This window comes from Chryseobacterium hilariae (assembly GCF_051400735.1).
Classification (GTDB): Bacteria; Bacteroidota; Bacteroidia; order Flavobacteriales; family Weeksellaceae; genus Chryseobacterium.
Genome location: NZ_JBLFFJ010000005.1, coordinates 276,636 through 301,636, shown reverse-complemented (window position 1 = coordinate 301,636; position 25,001 = coordinate 276,636). Strand labels below are relative to the sequence as shown.

Annotated in this window: 30 protein-coding genes; 19 read left to right on the top strand and 11 right to left on the bottom strand. The window is 38.0% G+C overall.

Annotation, left to right across the window (positions count from 1 at the left end; translation table 11 throughout):
- Positions 1-101 precede the first annotated feature (101 nt).
- Positions 102-458 (bottom strand): DNA alkylation repair protein, encoded by a 357-nt coding sequence (locus tag ACMGDK_RS16260; RefSeq protein ID WP_436808914.1) that lies wholly within the window; start codon positions 456-458, stop codon positions 102-104.
- Positions 459-568: 110 nt separating this feature from the next.
- Complete coding sequence (locus tag ACMGDK_RS16255; protein WP_436808913.1) at positions 569-1,444, bottom strand: aldo/keto reductase; 876 nt, start codon at positions 1,442-1,444, stop codon at positions 569-571.
- Between the two features lie 239 nt (positions 1,445-1,683).
- Here ACMGDK_RS16255 and ACMGDK_RS16250 point away from each other — a divergent pair, with 239 nt between their 5' ends.
- Positions 1,684-2,118, top strand: a complete 435-nt coding sequence (locus ACMGDK_RS16250) for a GNAT family N-acetyltransferase (RefSeq protein ID WP_436808912.1) — start codon at positions 1,684-1,686, stop codon at positions 2,116-2,118.
- Positions 2,118-2,585, top strand: a complete 468-nt coding sequence (locus tag ACMGDK_RS16245; RefSeq protein ID WP_436808911.1) for a GNAT family N-acetyltransferase — start codon at positions 2,118-2,120, stop codon at positions 2,583-2,585. The genes ACMGDK_RS16250 and ACMGDK_RS16245 overlap by 1 nt, the downstream gene beginning before the upstream one ends.
- Here the strand turns inward: ACMGDK_RS16245 and ACMGDK_RS16240 are convergent.
- Positions 2,538-3,458, bottom strand: coding sequence for a LysR family transcriptional regulator (locus ACMGDK_RS16240; RefSeq protein WP_436808910.1), 921 nt, complete (start codon positions 3,456-3,458; stop codon positions 2,538-2,540). The two genes, ACMGDK_RS16245 and ACMGDK_RS16240, sit on opposite strands and share 48 nt — an antisense overlap.
- 41 nt (positions 3,459-3,499) lie before the next feature.
- Positions 3,500-4,246, bottom strand: a complete 747-nt coding sequence (locus tag ACMGDK_RS16235; protein WP_436808909.1) for a metallophosphoesterase family protein — start codon at positions 4,244-4,246, stop codon at positions 3,500-3,502.
- 187 nt (positions 4,247-4,433) lie between these two features.
- Here ACMGDK_RS16235 and ACMGDK_RS16230 point away from each other — a divergent pair, with 187 nt between their 5' ends.
- The 5 genes from ACMGDK_RS16230 (at position 4,434) to ACMGDK_RS16210 (ending at position 7,572) form a co-directional block, all read left to right on the top strand.
- Positions 4,434-5,051: an NAD(P)H-dependent oxidoreductase gene (locus tag ACMGDK_RS16230; protein WP_436808908.1), complete on the top strand. Its 618-nt coding sequence runs from the start codon at positions 4,434-4,436 to the stop codon at positions 5,049-5,051.
- A complete protein-coding gene (locus tag ACMGDK_RS16225) occupies positions 5,048-5,932 on the top strand; it encodes an NAD-dependent epimerase/dehydratase family protein (protein WP_436808907.1) in 885 nt (294 codons plus the stop codon). The genes ACMGDK_RS16230 and ACMGDK_RS16225 overlap by 4 nt, the downstream gene beginning before the upstream one ends.
- Before the next feature lie 2 nt (positions 5,933-5,934).
- Positions 5,935-6,222 carry a putative quinol monooxygenase gene (locus tag ACMGDK_RS16220; protein ID WP_436808906.1) on the top strand — a complete coding sequence of 96 codons (288 nt, stop codon included), beginning with the start codon at positions 5,935-5,937 and terminating at the stop codon, positions 6,220-6,222.
- A gap of 79 nt (positions 6,223-6,301) precedes the next feature.
- On the top strand, positions 6,302-6,976 hold the full coding sequence (locus ACMGDK_RS16215) for a type 1 glutamine amidotransferase domain-containing protein (protein WP_436808905.1): 675 nt from the start codon (positions 6,302-6,304) through the stop codon (positions 6,974-6,976).
- Positions 6,977-7,110: 134 nt separating this feature from the next.
- A complete protein-coding gene (locus ACMGDK_RS16210) occupies positions 7,111-7,572 on the top strand; it encodes a PPC domain-containing DNA-binding protein (protein ID WP_436808904.1) in 462 nt (153 codons plus the stop codon).
- A 76-nt stretch (positions 7,573-7,648) separates the two neighbouring features.
- On the opposite strand, the gene ACMGDK_RS16205 is transcribed toward ACMGDK_RS16210, so the two are convergent.
- From ACMGDK_RS16205 to ACMGDK_RS16195, 3 genes are all read right to left on the bottom strand, one after another.
- A complete protein-coding gene (locus tag ACMGDK_RS16205) occupies positions 7,649-8,092 on the bottom strand; it encodes a carboxymuconolactone decarboxylase family protein (protein ID WP_436808903.1) in 444 nt (147 codons plus the stop codon).
- Positions 8,093-8,096: 4 nt separating this feature from the next.
- Positions 8,097-8,528, bottom strand: coding sequence for a DoxX family protein (locus ACMGDK_RS16200; RefSeq protein WP_436808902.1), 432 nt, complete (start codon positions 8,526-8,528; stop codon positions 8,097-8,099).
- A 63-nt stretch (positions 8,529-8,591) separates the two neighbouring features.
- Positions 8,592-9,164, bottom strand: a complete 573-nt coding sequence (locus tag ACMGDK_RS16195) for a Crp/Fnr family transcriptional regulator (RefSeq protein WP_436808901.1) — start codon at positions 9,162-9,164, stop codon at positions 8,592-8,594.
- 66 nt (positions 9,165-9,230) lie between these two features.
- Here ACMGDK_RS16195 and ACMGDK_RS16190 point away from each other — a divergent pair, with 66 nt between their 5' ends.
- Positions 9,231-9,596: a DUF1304 domain-containing protein gene (locus tag ACMGDK_RS16190; RefSeq protein ID WP_436808900.1), complete on the top strand. Its 366-nt coding sequence runs from the start codon at positions 9,231-9,233 to the stop codon at positions 9,594-9,596.
- Positions 9,597-9,804: 208 nt separating this feature from the next.
- Here ACMGDK_RS16190 and ACMGDK_RS16185 read toward each other — a convergent pair whose 3' ends face one another.
- Positions 9,805-10,182 carry a winged helix-turn-helix transcriptional regulator gene (locus ACMGDK_RS16185; RefSeq protein WP_436808899.1) on the bottom strand — a complete coding sequence of 126 codons (378 nt, stop codon included), beginning with the start codon at positions 10,180-10,182 and terminating at the stop codon, positions 9,805-9,807.
- 91 nt (positions 10,183-10,273) lie between these two features.
- Between ACMGDK_RS16185 and ACMGDK_RS16180 the strand changes: the two genes are divergently transcribed.
- Positions 10,274-11,263: an NADP-dependent oxidoreductase gene (locus ACMGDK_RS16180; RefSeq protein ID WP_436808898.1), complete on the top strand. Its 990-nt coding sequence runs from the start codon at positions 10,274-10,276 to the stop codon at positions 11,261-11,263.
- A 112-nt stretch (positions 11,264-11,375) separates the two neighbouring features.
- Here ACMGDK_RS16180 and ACMGDK_RS16175 read toward each other — a convergent pair whose 3' ends face one another.
- Both ACMGDK_RS16175 and ACMGDK_RS16170 read right to left on the bottom strand, forming a co-directional pair.
- Positions 11,376-11,837: a thioredoxin family protein gene (locus tag ACMGDK_RS16175; RefSeq protein ID WP_436808897.1), complete on the bottom strand. Its 462-nt coding sequence runs from the start codon at positions 11,835-11,837 to the stop codon at positions 11,376-11,378.
- Positions 11,834-13,903, bottom strand: coding sequence for a TonB-dependent receptor plug domain-containing protein (locus ACMGDK_RS16170; RefSeq protein WP_436808896.1), 2,070 nt, complete (start codon positions 13,901-13,903; stop codon positions 11,834-11,836). The genes ACMGDK_RS16175 and ACMGDK_RS16170 overlap by 4 nt, the downstream gene beginning before the upstream one ends.
- 121 nt (positions 13,904-14,024) lie before the next feature.
- Between ACMGDK_RS16170 and ACMGDK_RS16165 the strand changes: the two genes are divergently transcribed.
- From ACMGDK_RS16165 to ACMGDK_RS16135, 7 genes are all read left to right on the top strand, one after another.
- Positions 14,025-15,212 carry a homogentisate 1,2-dioxygenase gene (locus ACMGDK_RS16165; protein WP_436808895.1) on the top strand — a complete coding sequence of 396 codons (1,188 nt, stop codon included), beginning with the start codon at positions 14,025-14,027 and terminating at the stop codon, positions 15,210-15,212.
- A gap of 24 nt (positions 15,213-15,236) precedes the next feature.
- Positions 15,237-16,511: an acetyl-CoA hydrolase/transferase family protein gene (locus tag ACMGDK_RS16160; protein ID WP_436808894.1), complete on the top strand. Its 1,275-nt coding sequence runs from the start codon at positions 15,237-15,239 to the stop codon at positions 16,509-16,511.
- 138 nt (positions 16,512-16,649) lie between these two features.
- A complete protein-coding gene (locus ACMGDK_RS16155; RefSeq protein WP_436808893.1) occupies positions 16,650-17,444 on the top strand; it encodes a hypothetical protein in 795 nt (264 codons plus the stop codon).
- A gap of 236 nt (positions 17,445-17,680) precedes the next feature.
- The gene (gene hppD / locus ACMGDK_RS16150; RefSeq protein ID WP_436808892.1) at positions 17,681-18,811 is read left to right on the top strand and encodes a 4-hydroxyphenylpyruvate dioxygenase; all 1,131 of its coding nucleotides are present in this window, start codon (positions 17,681-17,683) and stop codon (positions 18,809-18,811) included.
- A gap of 69 nt (positions 18,812-18,880) precedes the next feature.
- Complete coding sequence (locus ACMGDK_RS16145) at positions 18,881-19,339, top strand: hypothetical protein (protein ID WP_436808891.1); 459 nt, start codon at positions 18,881-18,883, stop codon at positions 19,337-19,339.
- A gap of 71 nt (positions 19,340-19,410) precedes the next feature.
- Positions 19,411-20,658 (top strand): fumarylacetoacetase, encoded by a 1,248-nt coding sequence (gene fahA / locus ACMGDK_RS16140; RefSeq protein WP_436808890.1) that lies wholly within the window; start codon positions 19,411-19,413, stop codon positions 20,656-20,658.
- A 171-nt stretch (positions 20,659-20,829) separates the two neighbouring features.
- A complete protein-coding gene (locus ACMGDK_RS16135) occupies positions 20,830-21,651 on the top strand; it encodes a flavin reductase family protein (protein WP_436808889.1) in 822 nt (273 codons plus the stop codon).
- 158 nt (positions 21,652-21,809) lie between these two features.
- Here ACMGDK_RS16135 and ACMGDK_RS16130 read toward each other — a convergent pair whose 3' ends face one another.
- Complete coding sequence (locus ACMGDK_RS16130; RefSeq protein ID WP_436808888.1) at positions 21,810-22,652, bottom strand: alpha/beta hydrolase family protein; 843 nt, start codon at positions 22,650-22,652, stop codon at positions 21,810-21,812.
- A gap of 148 nt (positions 22,653-22,800) precedes the next feature.
- On the opposite strand from ACMGDK_RS16130, the gene ACMGDK_RS16125 reads away from it, so the two are divergent.
- Genes ACMGDK_RS16125 through ACMGDK_RS16115 form a run of 3 tightly spaced genes read left to right on the top strand, consistent with a single transcriptional unit; the run spans position 22,801 to position 24,988 of the window.
- On the top strand, positions 22,801-23,574 hold the full coding sequence (locus tag ACMGDK_RS16125; protein WP_436808887.1) for a HipA family kinase: 774 nt from the start codon (positions 22,801-22,803) through the stop codon (positions 23,572-23,574).
- Complete coding sequence (locus ACMGDK_RS16120; protein ID WP_436808886.1) at positions 23,561-23,944, top strand: DUF3037 domain-containing protein; 384 nt, start codon at positions 23,561-23,563, stop codon at positions 23,942-23,944. The genes ACMGDK_RS16125 and ACMGDK_RS16120 overlap by 14 nt, the downstream gene beginning before the upstream one ends.
- A gap of 24 nt (positions 23,945-23,968) precedes the next feature.
- Positions 23,969-24,988, top strand: coding sequence for an alpha/beta hydrolase fold domain-containing protein (locus ACMGDK_RS16115; RefSeq protein WP_436808885.1), 1,020 nt, complete (start codon positions 23,969-23,971; stop codon positions 24,986-24,988).
- Positions 24,989-25,001: the final 13 nt, after the last annotated feature.

The following is a 25,001-nucleotide window of genomic DNA, read 5'->3' as shown; positions in this document are numbered from 1 at the left end:
TTTATAAAACATGATATTGCTCACAAAGACCTACAGATGAGTCGTTTACTTCTCCTTACTCAGTTCCTTATATTGCTTTTTCATTTCAGGATCGAGTTTTTCTATGGCATAAGAGATAGTTCCCGATAATATTCCCAGTTATTTAATCGGTCGTTACGCAGTAAGTACAGCTGGAAAAGTTCTTTCTTCTTTTCCTCAGGTGTTTTCTTATTTCCTGCCTGAAAGCTCATAATACTCACTGCACCCATTCTCACTTCATAGAAATCATTATCGAGAAGCTTATTCATTTCTTCTAGCGGTAAAGCAGAAAATTCTTCTGCCGTTTTAAAAACATTCCCGAATTTAACCCCGAAATGCTTTGTAATTCCATCATTTTCTTTGAAAAATTTTTCAACCTTGTCTGGTTCCTTCTCATTTCGAAAAGTGGAAAGTTTTTCTATGAATTTTGCTGCAGTCATGGGTTTATTTAATTAATAAAAAGACCCGCAGATTAAACGATTCAGCAGACTGTTGTATTAAAATCCGTGTTCCGTTTGATCTGCAGGAGTGATAATAGGGAAATATTATATTAAATATCCGCTACGGATTTCAGCATCTTTTCTTCCCATTCAGGGTCTTTAGGATCAAAGAACAATCTTTTACCTGTATCCAAAGAACGTACAATATCCATTTCCTCTTCAGTTAGTTCAAAATCAAAAACATTAAAATTTTCTTCAATTCTTGAAGGTGTTACAGATTTCGGAATGACAACAAAGCCTTCCTGAAGGTGCCATCTCAGGATCACCTGTGCTACAGTTTTATTGTATTTTTCAGCAACTGCTTTTAGCTGAGAGTTGTTTAAAAGATCTGCATTTCCGTTTCCAAGAGGGCTCCACGGCTGTGTTACGATATTGTTCTCTCTGTCATATACCTGAAGCTCCTTTTGCTGGAAAACCGGGTGAAGCTCAATCTGATTGATTACAGGATCAACCGTTGAATTGGCTTTCAATTCTTCTAACTTCTCTACCGTAAAGTTACATACTCCGATTGCCTTGATCTTTCCTTCTGTATATAATTCTTCCAAAGCTTTCCAGGTTCCCAGGAAATCTCCATATGGCCAGTGAATCAGGTACATATCCAGATAATCCATCTGCAGCCTGTCCAGCGTTCTTTGAAACGCCTTTTTTGCTTTTTCATAACCATGATCCTGAACCCACACTTTTGAAGTGATAAACAACTCATCTCTGCTTACTCCGCTGTCTTTCACAGCCTGTCCAACTGCCGTTTCGTTCTGGTAAATAGCTGCCGTATCAATCATTCTGTATCCTGTGTGAATGGCTTTTACCACCGCTTTTTCACATTCGTCCAGGTTCTCCATCTGCCATACTCCAAAGCCTAAAGCCGGAATATCCACTCCGTTATTTAAAGTTACTACAGGTTGTCCTGCATATGTTTTCTTTTGCATAATTCTTTAATTTAATTTTTGATATTAATGTAAAGTCTAACAAATTTGCAATAAAAAATTGGAATCCAGCTTACCATTTTTACTGTTTTTAAACTAATTGAAGGCTGTTGACAAATATTTTCAACAACCCATCTTTTTGTTCTGCAAAAATCTATCCCTTATTATTTCTCCATTCCACAACTCTTTCTAACTTCTAACTTCTAACCTAATTTCCTTATTTTTGCAAAAAACTCACAACAATGTCCTATGAAATCAGGCTTGCTAAAGCTGGAGATTATCCAAGAATTATGGAGATCTGGGAATCTGCTGTAAAAGCAACCCATGATTTTCTTTCTGACGAAGATTTTAACTATTTTAAACAAGCTATTCCAAGAGATTATCTCCCGAATATGGAAGTCTATTTGATCTCGGAGAAAGGAGAATCAGCAGGTTTCGCCTCTGTGGTTGATGGTAATCTGGAAATGCTTTTTATTCATGATGATGTGCGGGGAAAAGGATATGGCAAAAAACTTTACGAATTTATGAAGGAGACTAAAGGGCTGACGAAAGTGGATGTCAACGAACAGAATCCTAAGGCGATCGGATTTTATGAAAAAATGGGGTTTAAAAGGATTGGAAGATCAGACCAGGATGGTTCAGGAAAGGCTTATCCACTTATTCACATGAGTCTGTAATGAAACATTTTGTTTTTAATAAGATAGAGCCGGGAACAGATATTCCGTATGAATTGCTGTTGCTCGCTGATGAAACCATTGAAGCCATTAACCAATATATTTTTGATTGTTCTGTCTGCCTTTTAAATGATGGCCTTCAGAATATAGCCGTAATGGCACTGTATCCAAACAGTAGTACAGAATTGGAAATCAAGAACATAGCAGTTATTGAAAGCTACCGAAGCCAGGGAATTGGCAGCATTCTTATTGATAAAGCCAAAGAAACAGCGAAAGAAAATGGCTGTACAACTTTGACTGTAGGAACATCGGATACAGGCTTTCAGCAAATCAGATTTTACGAAAAGAACGGTTTTGTAAAAAAGGGAATACGTAAGAACTTCTTTACAGACCATTACCCATTCCCTATTTATGAAAACGGATTACAGATGCGCGACATGATTATTCTTTCCCATGACCTTTCTGAATAACCCTTTAATATGATCAATCTCGGACTGGTAATTTGTTTTTTTCCGGCAGCCGAAATACAGGGTATTTTCCAGTTTTTTTTCGCCTTCCCAGATCAGTTTGACCTCACCGCTCTCTATTTCATTTTTACAGAGGAAATTAGGAATAACAGCAAGCCCGGTTCCGCCTTTCAGACACCGGATGATCGAGTTTAGATTCGGGACAATATAATTGGGACGAAAATTGGGTTTATGGCCGAAATTCATAATCCAGAACTGAAAAAGATGTTCCATATCACCGGTAGTTCCGTACCATTTTTCCTGTTTCAGCCATTCTTCAGCATGTTCAATGCCTTTTGTTTTAAGAGTCTTGCGGAAACTTACCGTATCTACATCTTTTCCGCCTACAAGAATGATCTGTTCGGAAGAAAATGCCTCATGTTCAATATTAGGTGAAACTCCTTTTTTGGGCGTAATGATCAGGTCTAAAATCCCTTTATCCAGCTGGTCCAGCATTTCAGGATATTCTCCGAAGCTGATGATCAGATTGAAAGGCAAAGTAGACACATACTGCTCCAGTGTGGTCTGAAAGGTCTCGAAACACATTCCCACACTGATCGTAGGAGTTAATTTTTCTGTGGATTTCTGAAAGTTTTTCTCTACATCTTCCAGCTTGGAAATTGGCTCAGAAACAGCATTGAATAAAACTTTTCCTCTTTCAGTAGGAATCATTTTTCGGCCTGTTCTATCAAATAATTTATATCCCACATAGGCTTCAAGCGAGCTTAAATGCAGGCTTACACCGGGCTGCGAAATAAACAGAGAGTCTGCAGCGCCAGTAAGCGTTCCCGTTTTGTATATCGCTTTAAAAGTGCGGTACCATTCCAGATTGACCATAACTTTAATTATAAATATTCTGATGCAAAATTACAAAATAATTATAATACTGATATCCTTTCATTTTTCAAAAAAGCAGCATAATAGTCGGGAATTCCGCTTTCCTCAATTCCGCGGACAGTTTCTTCAACCGGGTAAGCTATCTGAACAATCTCCGGAAAAATCTGCTCCTCTTCCAATGTTAGAATGAGATAAGATGCCAGACGGTTTTCTTCCTTGGAACGGCCTACAGACCCGCAATTCACCGCCCATCCTTCAGCTTCAAAATATTTTTTGAATGATAAATGAGTGTGCCCCATCACAACAATATCAGATTGAGATTCTTCCAGCATATGAATGAAGGCTTCATCATCTTCGGATTCATAGAGGTATGTATCATTGCTCGCCAGACTTGAATGTACCAGCTGAATATTCCAGTGCCGTTCCCCTATCTTATAGTTCAGTTTTAAATGAAAAGGAAGTTCTGATAAAAATCGCTTGTTCAGTTCTGTAATGTGTTTTTTAGAATGATCAATTGCTATGAATCTTGCTTCGGTTTCTTCTTCTGAGTGTTTACACAAAGGAACAACAGGAATATCAAAAGCGATTCTTTCGTCATGATTACCCATGAGGCAAGGAATACTAAGTTTCCTGATCTTTTCGATTACTTCGTTTCCCCAGGGAGCAAAATCTACTAAATCTCCCAGACAGAACCTCTGATGAATCCCTCTTTTCTCCATATCTGCAAACACTGCTTCCAATGCAGGAAGGTTTCCGTGCACATCACTAAAAACCGCAATCTGTATCATATTCACTCTATTCAATAACAAAATTACTGGAGAAGTTTGATAACATCGCCAGCAGTTGATATGATATTCAACCATAAATCACATAATTTAAACTATCATTATTCTGATACATAGTTATAATTTATACTATTTTTATTATACAATACGGCAGACTAACTTTGCACTATAAAATTTAAACAATCATAAAATGAAAAAAGTATTGATCATTAACGGAGGACAAAATTTCGGACATTCCGGAGGAAAATATAATAATACGATTGCAGAAAATACATTAGAAGTACTTAAAAAATTTGAAAATGTAGAAGTAAAGACTACCCAAATTTCGGATGGCTTTGATAAAGACGAAGAAGTAAAGAAGTTTGTTTGGGCAGATTTTATCATCTATCACACTCCTATCTGGTGGTTCCAGCTTCCTAACGGTTTTAAAAAATATATTGACGAGGTTTTCACAGCCGGTCATGCCAAAGGAATCTATATGAGCGACGGAAGAAAAGCCGAAACTCCGGAAATCAATTACGGTACAGGAGGAATGCTGGGCGGAAGAAAATATATGGTAACCACAAGCTGGAACGCCCCGGAAACAGCCTTTACACTTCCGGGAGAATTCTTCAATGAAACAAGTGTAGATAATGGACCGTTATTTGGATTCCATAGAATGAATGCTTTTGTTTCTTTAGAAAAAATGGAAAGCTTTCATTTCCATGATGTAGAGAAAAACGCTAATATAGAGCGTGATATGAAACTTTACAGAGAACATCTTGAACATGTTTTCGAAAAAGAACTTAAACCTCAATTAGCCTCATGAAAAAAATACTGATAACAGGAATTACCGGTTATATCGGTGGTACCGTTGCCCGGAAGCTATTAGAAAGAAACTACAGTGTAACAGGATTGGTTCGCAATGCAGATGCAGCAGAAAAATTGAAACATCTAGGAATTGATTCCGTCATAGGAAATATACATGATGAAGCTGTTTTGAATTCTGCTATCTCTAATGCTGATGCCATTATCCACACTGCAGATTCTGCAGATGATGCTTATGCCGCGGACAGTTTCATCAATGCACTGGAAGGGAGCGGCAAAACCTTTATTTTCACCTCAGGTTCAGCTATTTTCGGAGGAAAAGAGAATGGAGAAAAAAATGATTTTGTCTACACAGAAGATATTCCTCTGAACCCAAGACTGGAAATGGCTTCCAGGGTACTGATCAATGATTATGTTCTTCAGTCTGCCAAAAAAAATATAAGAAGCATTGTCATTGTTCCTACCATGGTTTATGGTGACGGTCTGGGTTTAAAAAAAGACAGCATCCAGCTTCCGGCTTTAATTAATTTCTCTAAAGAAAAAGGATTTGGAGCTTATTTTGGAAAAGGTGAAAATATATGGTCGAATCTCCATATTAAGGATTTAGCAGATCTGTATGTACTCGCACTGGAAAAAGCAAAAGCAGGTTCTCTTTACTATGCAGAAAACGGATCTTCAACGATCAAGAATCTGGCAGAACATATAAGCAGACAATATCATTTGCAGCCTGCACAGTCTGTCAGCGTACAGGAAGCAGTCAATACATTTGGTCCTGCAGGCGGATATTTTGGATTTGCATCCAACAGTATATGTAATTCTGACAAAGCAAAAACAGAACTGGGTTGGAATCCTCAATATCAATCCATTGAAAAATTTATTTAATTATGAAAATTTATCTTACAGCAGTTATAAAATCTAAAGAAGAACACCAGCAAGAAGTATTGGAAGTTCTTCAGAATATGGTAAAAGAAACCAGAAAAGAAGATGCGTGCGAACTGTACAGCCTGCATCAGGGAATTGAAGACAAAAACCAGTTTATTTTCTATGAGATCTGGAAAAGTGAAGAAGGACTTGCACAACATAACCAACAACCTTACATCCAGGCTTTCGGCGCTATCGTTGACGAAAAATTACAGGAAAAACCGCAAATTTACACTACACATATCCTTTAATATGAAAAAATTAGCACTTCTATTTTTAGCCCTGTTTACAATAGGATTTGTTCAGGCACAACATCAAAAATCTAAACATATGAAAAAGAAAATTTTATTTGTCGTAACCAGTCATGACAAAAAAGGAAGCACCGGTGAAGATACCGGCTATTATCTTGGTGAAGTTTCTCATCCATGGGAAGTTCTTCATAAGGCAGGATATGAAATCGATTTTGTAAGCCCTAAAGGCGGAACTCCTCCGGTAGACGGATTTGATTTGAAAGACCCTGTAAACAAGGAATTCTGGGAAAACGCGGAATACAAAAATAAGATCGACCATTCTTTACAGCCTTCTCAGGTAAATCCAGACAATTATAGTGCAATTTTCTACGCAGGAGGTCACGGCGCCATGTGGGATTTCGCCGATAATACAGAATTGGCTGGTATTGCCTCAAAAATATATGAGAATGGAGGCATTGTATCGGCAGTATGCCACGGTCCGGCAGGTCTTGTCAACATTAAACTGAATAACGGAAAGTATTTAGTGGATGGCAAAAAGATCAATGCTTTTACCAACGAGGAGGAAGCTGAAGTAAAACTGACCGATGTAGTTCCTTTCCTTCTGGAAGAAAAACTGAAAGAAAGAGGGGCGAAATTTGAAAAATCAGGGCTTTGGCAAAACCATGTAGTAACAGACCAGAGAGTGATTACCGGACAAAATCCACAGTCTGCAAAAAGTGTTGGTGAAGCTATTTTAAAGGAACTTAGTAAATAATCATACTTTTATTAAAACATAAAGACACAAAAGCCTTAATCACTCAAACTGAATATTATTAATCTAAAACATACATGAAGTCTTTTTTATTTAAACTCGGTGTCTTTTTAATAATAAATCCCACAGTTACACTAATGGCTCAGCAAGAATCTTCATCGAAAATCCCGAAGTATAATAGTACAAAAACCGGATATATCATGGTATTGCGGGAAGGTGATGATGTGATTGGTGAGATCGAAAAATTAGCAGAGACAGAAAAGATACCCTTTGCAAATTTTACGGGAATCGGTTTTGCTGGAGAAGTCACTTTTGGATTTTATGATTTTAATGCAAAAAAATTTAATCCCAAAACATTCAATAAAGTAGAAATGGGAAATCTTACAGGTTCTATTGCGTGGAACGAAAAAGGACCTTCCCTTCATATTCATGGGATAGCGACTGATGATCAGTTTAATGCCTATGGCGGACATATCCTGTCATTGCATGTAGGAACAGGCTCTATGGAAATATACATCACCCGCGATGATAAAAAACTGGAGCGGAAGATCGAACAACCTCTGAATGCCAATGTATTACAGCTGTATCATCAGCCTTAAAGTGATCCGTTTTGATAATAAAAGAGCCTTTCATTATAGAAAGGCTCTTTGTGTAAATAACTTTATATACAGAAAACTATTTTGGCACTTCAAGATGGGTGCTTACAGCAATTCTGTTCCATGCATTGATCGTTACAATAGCCATAATGATCTGTGCAATTTTTGCCTCATCAAAATACTTCTTTGCTTTCTGGAAGGTTTCTTCTGTAAGCCCTTTCTCACTAATTAGAGTAATTTCTTCTGTCATAGCCAAAAGTACCTGCTCTTCTTCTGTGAAAAAGTCTTTTGCCTCTCTCCAGCCGTTAAGGATGAAAATCCTTTGAGTGGTTTCTCCGTACTTGATAGCATCTTTTGTATGCATATCAAGACAGAAAGCACATTTGTTGATCTGTGAAGCCCTGATCTTGATTAATTCTTTTTGAATGTGGTTTAAAGAAATCGTCTGAAGGTATCCTTCCAGTCCAAGCATAGCTTTGTACGCTGCTGAATCTACATTGGCAATATTTAATCTTGCGCTCATAATATTATAATTTGTTGGTTAATTGATCTATACTAAAGAAATATTTCTGCTGAACAGCCAATAAAAAAGCTCCTGAACATCCTACCCAGACGGAGTAATCCAGAGGAGCTTTAATCCCTAATGCGATGGTCATTGACAAAGCAAAGACCAGCAGCAAAAAGCCCGCTCCGAATGCTGCGATTCTGGTTTTCCAGCCTAAAAGCAGCATTAGGGGAAAAAGTATTTCAAAAAAAGTCGCAGCATAAGCAGAAAATGTACTTAAGCTTTCCGGAAGAAAAAAGGTAAGTTTTCGGGTGTAAGCTTCAAAATTTCCCCAGTTTCCCCAAGCAGCATTTTCACTCCACAAACCGAACCTGTCCGCCACTGCAGAAAGCATGGTTACAGAAAGGGCAATCCTTAAAAATAATTGTGGAAACTGAGCATTTTTATCTGTCATGATGTTGACTTTTAATAACAAGACAAATTTCCGGATTATTATCCATAAAAATCTTAAACTGGTTTAAGAACGTAATTTTGCTCTGATTTCGCTTAGGTATTCCGGGGTAAGATTCAGGAAAGAAGCAATAAGATATTGTGGAATCCTTTGGATAAACCATGGATACAGTGTGCTGAAATGTACATACAGTTCTTCTCTGGACATCTCATACAGGTACCGGATCCTTCTTTCTGACGCTGCATAAGCTCTTTGATAAACCATCCTGAAATACCGCTCCATAACCGGATGTTTCTCCAATAAATGTTCCTGCTGCTGAAGATCAATAATAAGGACAGCAGAATGCTCCACTGCTTGGATACAGAAATCTGATTTCATCTGCCTTTCATAGGCAAAAGTATCTGTAATCCACCAATTTTCTATCGCAAATTCTGTAGTTTGTTCCGTTCCTTTCTCATTTACAAAAAACTTTCTCAGACAACCCGCAGACACAAAATACATTGATCTGCAGATTTCACCGCTAAGCATCAGATTCTGCTTTTTTTTCACTTCCACCTCTTTAAAAAAGGAAAATATGGAAGCATATTCTTCATCGGTAATGGTAATAAATTTATTTAAATGTGCTTTGAAAGTATCCATCTTTGCAATTGAATAACCAAACTTAACTTTATTTTTTTAGTTTTACAATGTCAAAAACATTAAATCATGGAACTCGTTGCTAAAATTCTCATCGCCATCGTTGCACTGGAGCATATTTATATCCTGTGGATGGAAATGTTCGCCTGGGAAACCAAAGGAAAGGAAGTATTCAAAGCCGCATTGCCGGCAGAAATGTTCAAACCTACAAAAGGCCTGGCCGCCAACCAGGGACTTTATAATGGTTTTCTTGCTGCAGGGCTGATCTGGTCTTTTTTAATTGAAGATCCGAAATGGCAGGATAACATAGCATTATTCTTTTTAGGATGTGTGGCTGTAGCTGGAATTTACGGGGCTGTTTCTGCGACAAAAAAAATATTTTTCGTACAGGCTTTGCCGGCGATACTGGCCATTATTGCTGTCCTTTTAAAATAATCTGTCATTGCGGGTGCGAAGAGACGAAGCAATCTAAAGAAAATTAAATAATTCCTTTGTTGAATGATTTTAGATTGCTTCACATAAAGGTTCGCAATGGCAGGTTGGCTTTTCCCGTAAACCATCACTCAGATGACACATGTTTTTCTTTGAAGATAATCGTAGACCTTAATATTTAAATCTTTAAATTATTCAATCTTTAAATTCGCTAACTCATCGACTCTTTGATCTTCTCCCGGTGAAGGATTCCCCAATTCACCAGAGTTTCAGTTACCGGTAAAACTGATTTTCCGTATTCTGTGACCGCATACGCTACCGTGATGGGCCTTGTATCCTGGATAGTTCTTGTGATCAGAAGATTTGTTTCCAGCTCTTTCAGTTCTTTGCTGAGCATTTTTGCGGAAATTCCATCTATTCCCCGTTGTAGTTTTTTGAAATGAATCTGCTGATCGGTTCTGTTGGTCAGATAGCGTAGAATCATCAGTTTCCATTTTCCTCCCAAAACATCAAGGCTGTCGCGCATGGCGAATAATTCTTCTGTGCAGCTCGCTTCTCTTTCTATTCCGTTTTCTATGATTTTTGCCATAATAGTTTCATTAAGGTAACTGGTTACCAATAGTTAACTGATAGCAAATATAAACTATTCTCTTTCTACATTTGTTCATCAAAACTTTTTTATGAAAGCCATTACATTAAATAAAAATTTCCAGCTTGAAGATGCTGTGATAGAAAAACCAATACTAAAGGACCACGAAATTTTGATTCAAATCAAGGCCAGCGGCTTCAATCCTATCGATTATCAGATGATTGAGAATGAACTGGAACGGAAACTTCTCAAATCACCCATTTTAGGCCGCGAACTATCAGGAATTGTTGTGGAAAAAGGATCATGTGCCCATCAGTTTAATATCGGAGACGAAGTGTATTGTGGAAGCGGTTCCATGGGAAGCAGCGGCACCTATACTGAATATATTGCTGTTCCGGAAGACATTGTTGCATTTAAACCCAAAAGTCTTTCCTTTGAGCAGGCTGCTGCCATTCCTTCTGCAGGACTTACAGCACTACAGACTGTCAATCGTTTAAAGCTGAGTGATAATGATTCTGTTCTGGTAACCGGAGCAACAGGTGGAGTCGGTTCTTTTGTCATTAAATTTTTACTGGCGAATCAGTTCCGGAAAATTACAGCTACGGTTGGTAGTGAAGAAAACAGACAGATTCTTCTTGGGCTGGGTTTAAAAAGTGATCAGGTCATCAATTATAAAGAGGATAACCTTGCAACAAAACTTTTAAAAGCCAATAATGACCATCCTTTCGATTTCGGAATTGATCTTGTGGGAAATTATATGTCTGAGATCACTGCAGAGGTTTTGAAAATTAACGGTACGTATGCAGATGTAACTGCCCTGATCTCTAAAGACGCGCACGAAATCCTCTTCAATAAAGGAGCCGTGATCATGAATATTTCCAATTATTCCTACAGCATGAACAAAGATTATCAATATTACAAAAGAGGTTTAGAGAACATTTCAAAACTTATTGAGAACGGAATGATCAGCCCGCCAAATTATAAAATCATAGGAAATCTTTCTCTAGATACGGTTTTAAAAGCCCATTCTATTCTTAAAAACAACCAGACTCAGGGTCACAAATTGATCATGAAACATTAAGATATGAATACAATACCAAGACGTGTAATCACAGGAATCAAAGATGGAAAATCTGTCATTATCGAAGATCAGCAGACAAAAAATGTCGTGGAACACCTCGAGAGAAAAACACCTACAAAGCAGAAATTTCCAAAAGTTTCTGCTTCATTATTTCAGGAGTTAATAGACCTTCATGATAATATACTAACTTCCGGTCTTTATCTAGAACAATCCACAAAGGATAGACAGGCTGACCCTTATTTTTAGACAAAGCCAAAGCTAATTCATGAATTCCGGAATTTCCATTCGGCATATACCCAAACTCTTTTCCCTGAAACTCTATCTTTTCTTTCGTTTTTTCGGCTTCAAAATTAACCAGATAAAAGTTTTCATTGATTAAATCCACGGTTTCCCTGTCTTTATTCAATGCATGCTTTTCCATTTTGCAGACCGTGCACCAATCCGTATACAAATGGATTATAATTGGTTTCGGATCTTTTCTCATCAATGTTTCAAGTTCAGAAAAAGTGCCTGTCTTCATCTGAGAGAGATAAAAACAGGGCACTAACATTAAAAATAAAATAAAATTTTTCATTTTAAAGTATATTTTATTCCCAGGAAACCCCTAATCTTCTGCATCGGCGCATATCCATAAGCAGTATCAAAAGTATAATGGTTCGGGTTATTTACCGGATCGTTTACATATTTATCAAATGGATCAAACGGTCTCATCAAAGGATCTTTCGGCGTAAAATTGAATAGGTTTTTCACCCCGCAATATACCTCAAAGCCAGATCTGAAACTTTTTGAAACCTGAATATTGGCCAGAGAATAGAAAGGCGAATATTCAGGACGGTAATCATCCGGCAGTACAGGAAGTCGCATCGGTCCGTAGAATTGTCCTGTAAAATCTACAGTCAGGTCATTCACGAACTTATAGGAGAGATTATAAGTTCCACTCCATTTCGGTGCATGCAGCTGCTGTGATTTTTTGTTTTCCCCATCGAATTTCTGATAAACATCAAGATAGGTCACTCCTAAGTTAAAGCTTAAAGGAAAGCTGAAGCTGAAATCCACATTCAGAGAAGCTCCTCTCGAAATTCCATATCCATTGAGATTGTCATAAATAATTTTATCCGGATCGGTATCAAAATCTCCTACAATCTTATTGCTGAAATAGGTGTAAAATGCGGAGGCATCAAGCTGAAGCATGCGGTTTCCTACCAGAATTTTCCAGATATAATTCAAATTTCCATTGACGGATCTCTCAGGCTTCAGATCCGATTTGATCACTACCTCACGGGAACCGGTCAGTGCAGCGTGATCTTCTGTGAAAAGATTGACCACCCGGAAACCAGTTCCAAAATTGAATCTTAGCGTATGATAAGGATTCGGTGAAAATTTCCATGCCAACCTTGGTGAATGCACTTCATGATGAATTTTATCATAATCAAAACGGTAGCCAACCAGCAAAGTATGCTTTTCATTAATTTCCCACTGATCCTGTACAAAAGCTCCCCAAATCGGAGATTTCATCGGTGCATTGGTGACTCCGTCTCCGGATAAAGTTCCTGGTGTATTATCGTCATAGAATGTTCTCTTGAAAGTAATTCCTCCCGTCAAATCATGATTTCCTACTTTTTTGCTCCAATAGGTCTGGGCAAAAGCCACTTTCTGCAGTGCAGTATACGGATTGTTTCCGTAAAAAGAGTTCTGATCATGATAATTATAAGAAAACTGGGTAACGATATATTCTTTTAAAGGCCACTGGTAGAGTCCAAACACTTCCGCCCTGTTGGTATAAATTCTTTCTCCGTACACATCTCCGCTTCCGCGGTAAGATCTGTCCCACTGCATTTCACCTCCAAAACGGTCTTCATATAAATATCTCAATGCAAAGCTTGCCTGGCGGTTCTCTTTCCTTTTAAAATTCCACTTATTGAAAACAGAAATTCTGCTCTGCAATGCTGCATCCGTGAAATTGTCTTTGTTCTGATCTATCTTTTCTTTAAAGCTGAAATAATTGAGGCTTAATAAAGACGCAGCATTCTTCCCAATATTAAATTTCGTTGAAACATCAAGATTATTCTCACTCCAGGTACTCGTCATCAGATCTATACTTAATTTAGGAGCGGTAAGTGCATTCTTGGTAATGATATTAATCACTCCACCCATCGCCTCAGAGCCGTAAATAGAAGAAGCAGGGCCTTTTACCACTTCAATTCTGTCCACAAGGCTGTTAGGAATTCCGCTTAATCCATATACTGTTGAAAGAGAGCTTACAATAGGCATTCCATCGATCAGGATCATCGTATAAGGACCTTCAAGGCCGTTGATATGGATATCGCCAGTATTACAGACTGAACAATTGAGCTGTGGTTTTACTCCGTTCACCATTGCAATAGCTTCAAAAATACTTGGAGTTGGATTTTTTTGAAAGAACTTCTGGTTATACACCTCTACGGCTACAGGACTTTTTGATCTGCTGAAAGGCTTTATGGTTCCGGTAATGACAACATCTTCAATACTGCTTGTCTTAATTTTTGCTTTAGAAATTATTGTAGAATCGTTATTTATAGTTTTTTTTACACTCAGACTGTCTGTTTCCTGGGAAAAACAAAAGGAAGAGGAAAGAATAAGAGAAAATAATATTTGTTTCATGAAATCAAAATTGTTAGACAAATCTAACAATTATTTTTGAATTACAAAAATCATGATAAATGTTGTTGAAATGAATTCACGAAAAATGATTAAATTTGAGAAACTAGATATAAAAAGTAAAATGAGATATCATCAAGCGGGTAATATCCCACCAAAAAGACATACGATTTTTAAATCGCCGGAAGATAAATTTTACTATGAACAGCTTTTCGGGACAGAAGGCTTTCACGGAATTTCCTCATTGCTCTATCATACACACCGCCCTACACAGATCAAATCAATTGGGCCGGCAAAAGATGTAACTCCAAAGATCGCGGTGGAAAAAAATGTTGCCCCTAGAATGTTCAAGGGAATGAATGTCACGCCCGAAGATGACTTCATGGACAGCAGAAAGATTCTTCTGATGAACAACGACCTGAAAATGGGCTTGGCAAAACCCAGAAAATCCATGGATTATTTCTACAAAAATGCAGAATGTGACGAACTCTTGTATGTTCACCAGGGAACAGGGATCCTGAAAACATTTGTTGGGGACCTGGAATTTGTTACCGGGGACTATCTTATTATCCCGAGAGGAACTATCTACCAGGTAGAACTGAAATCAGAAGACACCGTTTTTTTTGTGCTTGAAAGCCACTCTCCTATTTACACACCGAAAAGATACAGAAATGAATTCGGGCAGCTGTTGGAACATTCACCTTTCTGCGAAAGAGATATGATCGCGCCGGTTTTTAAAGAACCTAAAGATGAAAAAGGAGAATTTTTAATTAAAGTAAAAAAAGAAAACCAGATCACAGATTTCATCTATGCAACACATCCATTTGATGTTGTAGGATGGGACGGATATTTTTATCCTTATAAATTCAATATTAAAAACTTTGAGCCTATTACAGGCAGAATTCACCAGCCACCACCGGTACACCAGAATTTTGAAGGCCACAATTTCGTAGTCTGCTCATTCTGCGCCAGAATGTATGACTACCATCCACTAGCTATCCCGGCTCCTTATAACCACTCGAATATTGATTCTGATGAGGTTTTATTCTATACAGAAGGCGACTTCATGAGCCGTAATCATATAGACCTGATGGACTTTACTCTCCACCCTGGAGGAATTGTACACGGACCTCACCCTGGAGCAATGGAAAGAAGTATCGGCAAAAAATTCACTGAAGAATATGCCGTAATGGTAGATCCTTTCCGTCCGCTAAAAATTACGGAAGAAGCTTTAAAAGTGGAAGATCCTTCCTATAAAACTTCATGGCTGGAAGAGTCAGACAAAACCCTGGAAGACCGTTCTCAGGAATAAAAAATCACTCATAAAAATTTCATTATGTACAATTATATTAGTGCAGAAGAAGCCGTATATACTGTAAAAAGCGGAAACCGCGTATTTTTCCACGGAAGTGCCTGTACTCCGAATTATCTTATTGACGAGCTGGCAAGACAATCTCACCGCCTGGAAAACGTAGAAATGGTTTCCATTACCCAACAGGGAAACGTAGAAATTGCAAAACCTGAATATAAAAACAGCTTTTTTGTGAATTCATTATTCGTATCAACACCTGTGCGGGATGCTGCGAACTCGGACCGGGGAGATTTTGTTCCCGTTTTTTTAAGCGAGATCCCCATTCTTTTCAGAAAAAATATTCTGCCGCTGGATGTTGCTTTGGTGACTGTTTCTCCGCCGGACAGACATGGTTTCTGTACTTTGGGAACCTCTGTAGATGTTGCAAGAGCAGCTGTAGATACCGCTAAACTCATTGTTGCCATTGTCAATCCCTTAATGCCAAGAACGCACGGAGACGGAATGATCCACATCAGCAGGATCCATAAGCTGGTATGGCATGAAGAAGAGCTCCCAACCGTAGATTACGGTTCGAAGGTAGGTCCGGAAGAAATGCTTGTCGGAAAAAATGTGGCAGAACTTATTGAAGATAGATCAACACTACAAATGGGTATCGGAACGATTCCTGATGCCGTATTAAAATGTTTAACCAATCACAAAGATCTGGGAGTTCATACAGAAATGCTTAGTGACGGGGTTATAGACCTGATCAAGAATGATGTAATCAATAATAAGTATAAAGGCTATAATGATAATAAAACCATCACAAGCTTCTGCTTCGGAACAAGGAAACTCTACGATTATGTAGATGACAATACTGTTTTTGCATTCAAAGACGTAAGCGATGTGAACTTCCCGATCAATATTATGAGGAACAAAAAAATGGTTGCCATCAATTCTGCCATTGAAATCGACCTTACGGGACAGGTATGTGCAGACTCCATCGGAACATTGCAGTACAGCGGAATCGGTGGGCAAATGGACTTTATGAGAGGTGCAGCCTTGAGTGAAGATGGAAAACCGATTATTGCCATTACTTCCAGAACCAAAAAAGGAGTTTCAAGGATCGTTCCTTTTCTTAAGCAAGGAGCCGGTGTTGTGACTACAAGAGGACATATTCATTATGTAGTTACAGAATATGGCACAGCTTATTTGTATGGTAAAAATCTCCGCCAGAGGGCTCAGGAACTTATCAGCATTGCCCACCCTGATGACAGGGAAATGCTGGAAAGAGCTGCTTATGAAAGGTTTAAACAGTAAGAAATTTTATATTCTGTTTCTCATGAATATTTTATCATAAGTAAAGCCAATATATTACCAACCACAACAAAGTGGCCCCATAAAAAAATTTTAACATTTGGCAGTGTTTTTGATAAATCCATTCAAAACCAAAGGAAATTGAAAACTATATATAATTCGATTAGAGAAGAAGTTGAAAAGCATTCTAAAGTAAGAAATTCTGTTTTGGGGAATGTGAGTGAATGGAAAAGAAGCCATTATATTATTCTTTCTGAAATTATAAAAGATGAATTGTCTGACGCTGAAGAACTGAAAGGCGGGAAAAAATTTGAAATAGGAAATACAATATCACATGTTACCCTCCAGCGCTTTTTTGAAAATGACTATCAGGACAAAACCCATAATGATCTCAGGTTCTTGAAAACACTGGACAAGATCTGTATATTTTTAGGATACAAAGACTTAAATAATTACATACAGTCCTTACAATTAAAGATCCGGGAAAAAGAACCTCCAGGCAGCCTGGAATTTCTTACAAAAATAGTGTATGATTATTGTGCTACCACATTTGAATTTTACAAGAATTTTCCCGATCATAAACCCGAAGTTTTTAAAGACCTGGTTTTTGACGGATCACCATTTTTAGAAAGAACTTCACAGTTCAGCAGAGAATTGTGTGAAAGGGGCCTTCAGCTCGTGACCAAAAACAACCGTTCAAACTATGAAGTTTTTGATATCCACCTTGTTACTGATGAACCTGACAAAAAAATATTGGAAACTCAGGAATTCTGGAACCTTTTGTTCAAAGTAGGCAAAACCGGTGAAGAACATTTTGTTAACCAGCTTAATACCCAGATCTATTTTATCCGTAAAATAGGCAATGTCTGGAAGATTTGGGACAACTATAATCCTGATGCCGGAAGGCTTAACAGAAAAGTCGAAATAGACAAATAAAGAAAGAAAGCCGTAGAATCTTCTACGGCTTTCATGTTTCGAAAATATTTTTTTCCACTTGTTCTGTGTATGTCAAAGATAACCTTCTAATTCCATTATAAAAGAACTTAAATATACTTAAATGAACTCTTTTTTAACATTATGTTAACTATACTCTGGGAATCAATTCCAGTGATTTTGCTATTTCTAGGATTTTTGTAATTTGCATACATAAAAATAAAAGTAAAAATAGAAATATGTCAACACTTACATTTGCTGAAAAAATCGCTCAAGCTGAGAATTTTTTACCAATCAACGGTACAGATTACATTGAGTTTTATGTAGGAAATGCTAAACAGGCTGCCCATTATTACAAAACCGCTTTCGGTTTCCAGTCTGTTGCATATGCCGGTCCTGAAACAGGAGTAAGAGACCGTGCTTCTTATGTTCTCCAACAAGGAAAAATAAGACTGGTACTAACAACAGGACTTAAATCTGATTCCCCTGTCAGTGAGCATGTAAAAAAACATGGCGACGGAGTGAAAATTTTGGCACTTTGGGTAGATGACGCTTACCAGGCTTTCGAAGAAACTACCAAGAGAGGCGGAAAACCATATTTGGAGCCTGTAACTTTAACGGACGAGAACGGTGAGTTAAGAATGTCCGGAATTTATACGTACGGAGAGACCATCCACATGTTTATCGAAAGAAAAAACTACAAAGGAGCTTTCATGCCCGGATACGAAAAGTGGGAAAGCAACTATAACCCTGAAGAAGCAGGTTTATTATATGTAGACCATTGTGTAGGAAACGTAGGCTGGAACAGAATGATCCCTACTGTAGAATGGTACGAAAAAGTAATGGGCTTCGTGAACATCCTTTCTTTTGATGACAAACAGATCAATACAGAATATTCTGCATTGATGTCTAAAGTAATGTCCAATGGAAACGGATTTGCAAAATTCCCGATTAATGAGCCTGCAGAAGGTAAAAAGAAATCTCAGGTAGAAGAATATCTTGATTTCTATGAAGGAGAAGGTGTACAGCACATCGCTGTGGCTACAAAAGACATCATCCACACCGTAACCGAATTAAAAAAACGTGGGGTAGAGTTCCTTTCAGCTCCACCAGAGGCTTATTATGATATGGTTCCGGAAAGAGTTGGCCATATTGATGAAGATATTAAAAAATTACAGGACTTAGGCATCCTTATTGATCATGATGAAGAAGGATACTTGCTTCAGATTTTCACGAAGCCTGTAGAAGACCGTCCTACTCTATTCTTCGAGATCATTGAAAGACACGGTGCACAGAGTTTTGGTGCCGGAAATTTCAAAGCGTTGTTCGAAGCATTGGAAAGAGAGCAGGAAAGAAGAGGAAATCTTTAATTTAAATATAAAATACCAAGTTTTGTCAGGATGAAGAGTCTTGACAAAACTTTTTTAAAGACACATATTATGAGAAAATTTTTTATCGGAATTTTATTTTTTGGAACATTAGGGCTTAATGCTCAGTATGGAACCCTGAATGAAATTCTTAACCGTCTGGAAGAAAGAAAAGGCATCAATCAGAATCTTGAAAATGTAAATATTGACAATAAGAAGTTCGTCTTTATCAAAGATGCAGAAGATCACACGGAAAGAGACTTTATTGTCATCAAGGGAAAAGAAGCTACTTATGTAGAAGTTTTTGATGACAAAGCTACCGGTGAAAGCAGTTCAAACGTTTTTACAGGAGATATCATCAGGAAAAAGAACATTCTTTCTCTAAGAGCAGATAAACTTGAAAATAAGAAAGTTCCGATGCCTGTAACCAAAACTTTGCTGCTGACCAGGCAGGATAATATCCTGTATCTTATTGACGTTAATACCAAAGACAGATGGATAGATGAAGCCTCTTACTCCAAAAATAAATAATCCCACAGAATCATGATAGCAGATCTTATGGATTCGCTGTCTTATTATTTTAATTTAATTCCAAAAAAATTATGAAATCATTTGTAGAATATTCTTCGGATTCAGACTTTTCTATACATAATATTCCTTTCGGAGTAGCAGTTTTTAATAAAGAATATATCGGATGCTGTACAAGGATCGGGGATCAGGTCGTTGATCTTGCCACTCTCTATGATCTTGGATATTTTGAAAATATTGAAGGATTGGACGATAATGTTTTTGAAGCCTACACCATCAACGAATTCATTGAACTGGGGAAACCTGTAACCAATGCAGTACGTACCAGAATCCAGGAGCTTCTACAGGAAGGCTCAATGTTGTCAAAAGACGAAAAAACCATTGCAGATGCCTTCTACGATCTTGACAAAGTAAAAATGATGATGCCTGTGCACATCCCGAATTACACCGATTTTTACAGCAGCATTGAGCATGCTACGAACGTAGGAAAAATGTTCCGTGACCCAGCCAATGCACTGCTTCCGAACTGGAAACACCTTCCGGTAGGTTATCACGGAAGAGCATCATCCATCGTCGTTTCAGGAACGGAAATTAACCGTCCGAAAGGCCAGACAAAACCTGCAGATGCAGAAAAACCAATTTTCGGGCCAAGCAAGCAGCTTGATTTTGAACTGGAGATGGCCTTTATTCTTAACAGAAACACGGAGATGGGGGAAAGCATTTCTACAAAGGATGCTGAAGATGCAATCTTTGGGATGGTAGTATTCAACGACTGGTCCGCAAGAGATATTCAGGCATGGGAATATGTTCCACTGGGCCCTTTCCTTGCCAAGAACTTTGGTTCATCCATTTCTCCATGGGTAGTTACCCTTGAAGCGCTGGAACCGTTCAGAACAGCTTCTCCAAAGCAGGATCCTGAAGTTTTAGACTATTTAAAATTTGAAGGTGATAAAAATTATGATATCAACCTTGAAGTTTATTTACAACCTGAAAACGGTGAAGAAAACCTGATCTCAGAAAGTAATTATAAATTCATGTACTGGAATATGACCCAGCAACTAGCACATCATACGGTAAACGGATGCAATGTGGAAGTTGGAGATTTGTACGCCAGCGGAACCATCTCAGGAACCGATCCCAAATCTTTCGGATCGATGCTGGAACTGACCTGGAGAGGACAGAATCCTTTACAGCTAAGCAATGGTCAGGAAAGAAAATTCATTGAAGATAACGATACAGTTACTATGAAAGCCTGGGCTGAAAAAGATGGCGTGAGAGTAGGGTTTGGTGAGGTTTCCGGTAAAATTATTCCTTCAATTTAATTCAATTTTAAATAAATAATCCGGATGCTTCGACTTCGCTCAGTATGACATCATTAAAAATTAATTGCTAATAAAAACGGCTAGTATTAAAAATGTCATGCTGAGCGAAGTCGAAGCATCTTTTTACATAATTTGAACACTTAAGTTTAATTGAGTGTTAAAAAACAGAATATGAAAACAGTAATACCCTCCGAATTATCCTCCGTACAGCTCCAGACCATCATGCAGACCGCCGTGTCACCGCGTCCGATCGCATTAGCTTCTACAGTAGATAAAAACGGAACTATCAATTTATCTCCGTTCAGCTTTTTTAATATGTTCAGTACAGTTCCTCCTATTTTGATTTTTTCACCATCAAGGAGAGTACGAGACAATACCACTAAACATACCCTGGAAAATGTTCTGGAAGTTCCGGAAGTAGTGATAGGAACAGTGAATTTTCCAATTGTACAGCAAATCTCTCTGGCTTCTACGGAATACGAAACGGGAGTCAATGAGTTTATTAAATCCGGACTGACTATGAAAGACGCGGATATTGTACAGCCCAAACTGATTGAAGAATGTCCTGTCAATTTTGAATGCAAAGTTTTAGAAGTAAAATCTCTGGGAGATCAGGGAGGCGCAGGAAATCTTGTGATCTGTGAGGTTCAGAAAATCCACATCAGGGAAAAATATCTGAATGAAGCTGGAAATTTAGATCAGCAAAAGCTTGATATGGTAGCCCGTTTAGGAGGCAACTGGTATTCCAGAAGTAATGAAAACAGTCTTTTTGAGGTTCCGAAGCCGCTGGTAACAAAAGGAATCGGGTTTGATCTTCTGCCGGATTCCATTAAATACAGTAAAATATTTACCGGAAATGATCTGGGAATGCTTGCCAATGTAGAAATACTGCCTGCAGGAGATTTCCATGCAGATGAAAATGTTCACATAAATGCTCAGAAATTACTGTTGGAAAGCAGGATTGAAGAAGCCTGGACACTTTTAACAGTATAAACAGTATAATATTCAAAAAAATAAAACCAGCCTTATGTAAGGTTGGTTTTATTTTTTTATTCTTACTGAAAAATCAAATTATTAAACGCAAGGATAAACAAAATTGTTTTCAAGCATCTCTTATCACAATTCAGGTATTAAGTTTTATTCTGTTTACTTTATTTCAAATTTTTATTAATAAAATCGATGCATTTTTCTGTAACAATATTCAGGTTGTGAGGAAGGACTTTTTCAGTCCATGGTTCTTTAGATCCGAACGTATGATCCGCATTTTCAACCAGGAACAATTCTGAATTCGGATTAAGGATATGAAGGTGTTCCGCATTTTTTACACTTACACTTTCATCATTAGTTCCGTGAATGATCAGCACGTAAGCTTTGGCCATTTCTGTCGCTCTTTCCACATCAAAACGGTGAATATTTTTTTCAAAATCCTCATAAAACTGGTAATAGTGAGGCATTTCCTGTTTTGTTCTTCCGTTCAGCACATAGTACACTCCTTCCCTTTTCCAGCTTTCTAAAGCCTCATCTTTTGGGAACCGTTCTAAGGTATCCACACTTGCCAGCGTAATAAGCCCATTGATCCTTTCATCTTCAAATGTTTTGATAATAGAAATCCCTCCTCCTCTGCTGTGTCCTATCAGAATTATCCTTTGATCATCTACATGCTGATCTTTCACAAAATGATCTATTACAACTCCCAGATCGGAAAGTTCTTTTGAATAATTATTGTTCCCAAAGGCCTCCAGATCACCAAAATTGTTCGGATCCTCCACGGTTGTTCCGTTATGCGATGAATTGAATTTTACAAAGAAAAATCCCGCTTCAGCAAACTTTTCCGCCATCAGATTCCATGCTCCCCAGTCTTTATATCCTTTGTAGCCATGAACAAAAATAACCAGCGGTAGTTTTTCGTTCGTTTCAGGGTAAACACCATCAGCCAGAAAATCCCTGGTTTCTGCATTTTCGAGTTTTATATTAAGGCTTTTTATTAATTTCATATCAAATTATTAATTAGTATTCCCAAACAGCGGACCTGTCGGCTATATTCACTTTAACCGAAATATATAAAAAAAAATTTATCTGAAAAAGTGATTCCTTTCCTCAGGAATTGACTGAATAATTATAAAATAACCTTATTTTTGCGGTATGCTGGATTTAAGAACTGTAACTGTCATGCGTTACATTCTTCCTTTAAGAGAGGGAGGATCTCTTCCTGCTTTGGCAGAAGCTGATGATGATTTTAAATATGTACTGAAATTCCGGGGTGCCGGACACGGTGTAAAAATGTTGATCTCCGAACTCTTGGGCGGTAAGATTACGGAAGCGCTGGGGCTGAAAATTCCTGAGCTGGTATTTGTGAATCTGGATGTGGATTTTGGGAGAACTGAAGCCGATGAGGAAATTCAGGACCTGTTGAAATTTTCGGAAGGTCTGAACCTGGGACTGCATTATCTTTCAGGTTCTATCACTTATGATCCCGGCGTAAAGGTTGACCCGCTTCTTGCTTCAAAAATTGTATGGCTGGATGCCTTCATTACGAATATTGACCGTACTTTTAAAAACACCAATCTTTTGATGTGGCATAAGGAACTCTGGGTGATCGACAATGGTGCATCTTTTTATTTCCACCATTCCTGGCAGAATTTCGATACGGCTGCGAAAACCCCTTTCAAATATGTGAAGGACCACGTCCTGCTTCCAAAAGCCAAAATGCTGGATGAAGCCGATCAGTTTGCCCATCAAGTACTGAATGACAAACTATTCAGAGAGATCGTCAATTTAATTCCTGAAGACTGGCTCCACTGGGAGGATGCCGATGAAAGTCCGGAAGAAATCCGCGAGATCTATTTCCAGTTCCTTAAAACAAGGTTAGAAAATTCTCAAATCTTTATAAATGAAGCCAAAAATGCAAGAAGATAAAATATACGAATACGCGGTTATCCGCCTGGTACCAAAAGTTGAAAGAGAAGAGTTTTTCAATATTGGTCTTGTGATGTTTTCCAAAAAAGAGCAATTCATCCGCATGGAGTTTCATCTGTGTCCGGATAAATTCAAACTGATGGACAGTAAAATGGATTTTGAAGATGTCCTGCAAAATCTCGAAAGCTTCCAGAAAATTGCTAATGGTGACAAAGAAGGAGGCCCGGTTGCCCTGATGGAGATTCCGGAACGTTTCCGCTGGCTGACGGCTGTAAGGAGCTCTTCCATTCAGACCTCAAGACCTCATCCTGGAAAATCAAAAGATCTGGAAAAAACGTTTGGTAAACTTTTTGAGGAGTTGGTAGTATAACACTCCACCACAAAAAGTATTCTCATGAAATCATCAACGAACATATCAGTCAACAGGTTTTTTATAAGCCTGTTTTTTATTTTTTCATTAAGCTTGTTTACCCATGGTTATGCACAAAACCAGCTGGAACCCGCAGTAAATAAAAGTATTCTTCTTCCGGAAATAGCAGAAGTGTCTCAAAATATCGTCTACAAAACCAACAAAAAAGGAAACCCGCTCTCCCTGGATATTTACACTCCGAAACAAAGCCAGGTGGGAAATATACCTGTAGTTATCTACGTACATGGCGGCGCATGGGTAAAAGGAAATAAGGCAATCCCGGACGGAAGTTATATTGAAACATTTATCTCCAAACTTCTGGAAAAAAAGTATGCAGTAGTCAGCATTCAATATACCCTTCTGAATGACAGCATTCATTTTCCGCTTCCATTAGAGGACACGAAAGATGCTGTAAGATGGGTAAGAAAAAATGCCTCAAAGTATCATTTTGATCCGGATAATATTGGATTCTTTGGAGCTTCTTCAGGAGCCCATCTTTCCATGCTTGCTGCGTATACACCCGATAATGAGTTTCCGGGCAGTCCGGAACTTGCCTCCTATTCTTCAAAAGTAAATTATGTAGTAGATCATTATGGCCCCGCAGATATGAATAAGCTGCTTCATACCCGGCTTGGAAAAGTTCCGGTATTCTTTTTCGGGCTGGCAGCAAAAAAAATCGTGGATCTCAGAACAAATCTTGTACAGGGTTTGTCTGGTTATGATATTAAAAAAGACAAAAAGAAAGCAATAGAATATTTTAAAACTATTTCTCCCGTCACCTATGCTTCAGGGGGCGTTCCCACTCTTATTGTCCAGGGAAATAAAGATAAAGTGGTTCCGATGAATCAGTCTAAAAAGCTCCACAGAAAACTAAAAAGAGAAAATATTCAAAATAATCTGATCATCGTTGAAGGCGGCATGCACGGTTTCAAAACTACCGATAAAAGCTATATGGACAAACTTACTGATCAGATGGTGGATTTTATTGAATCTCAACGAAAATAGAACCATATACATT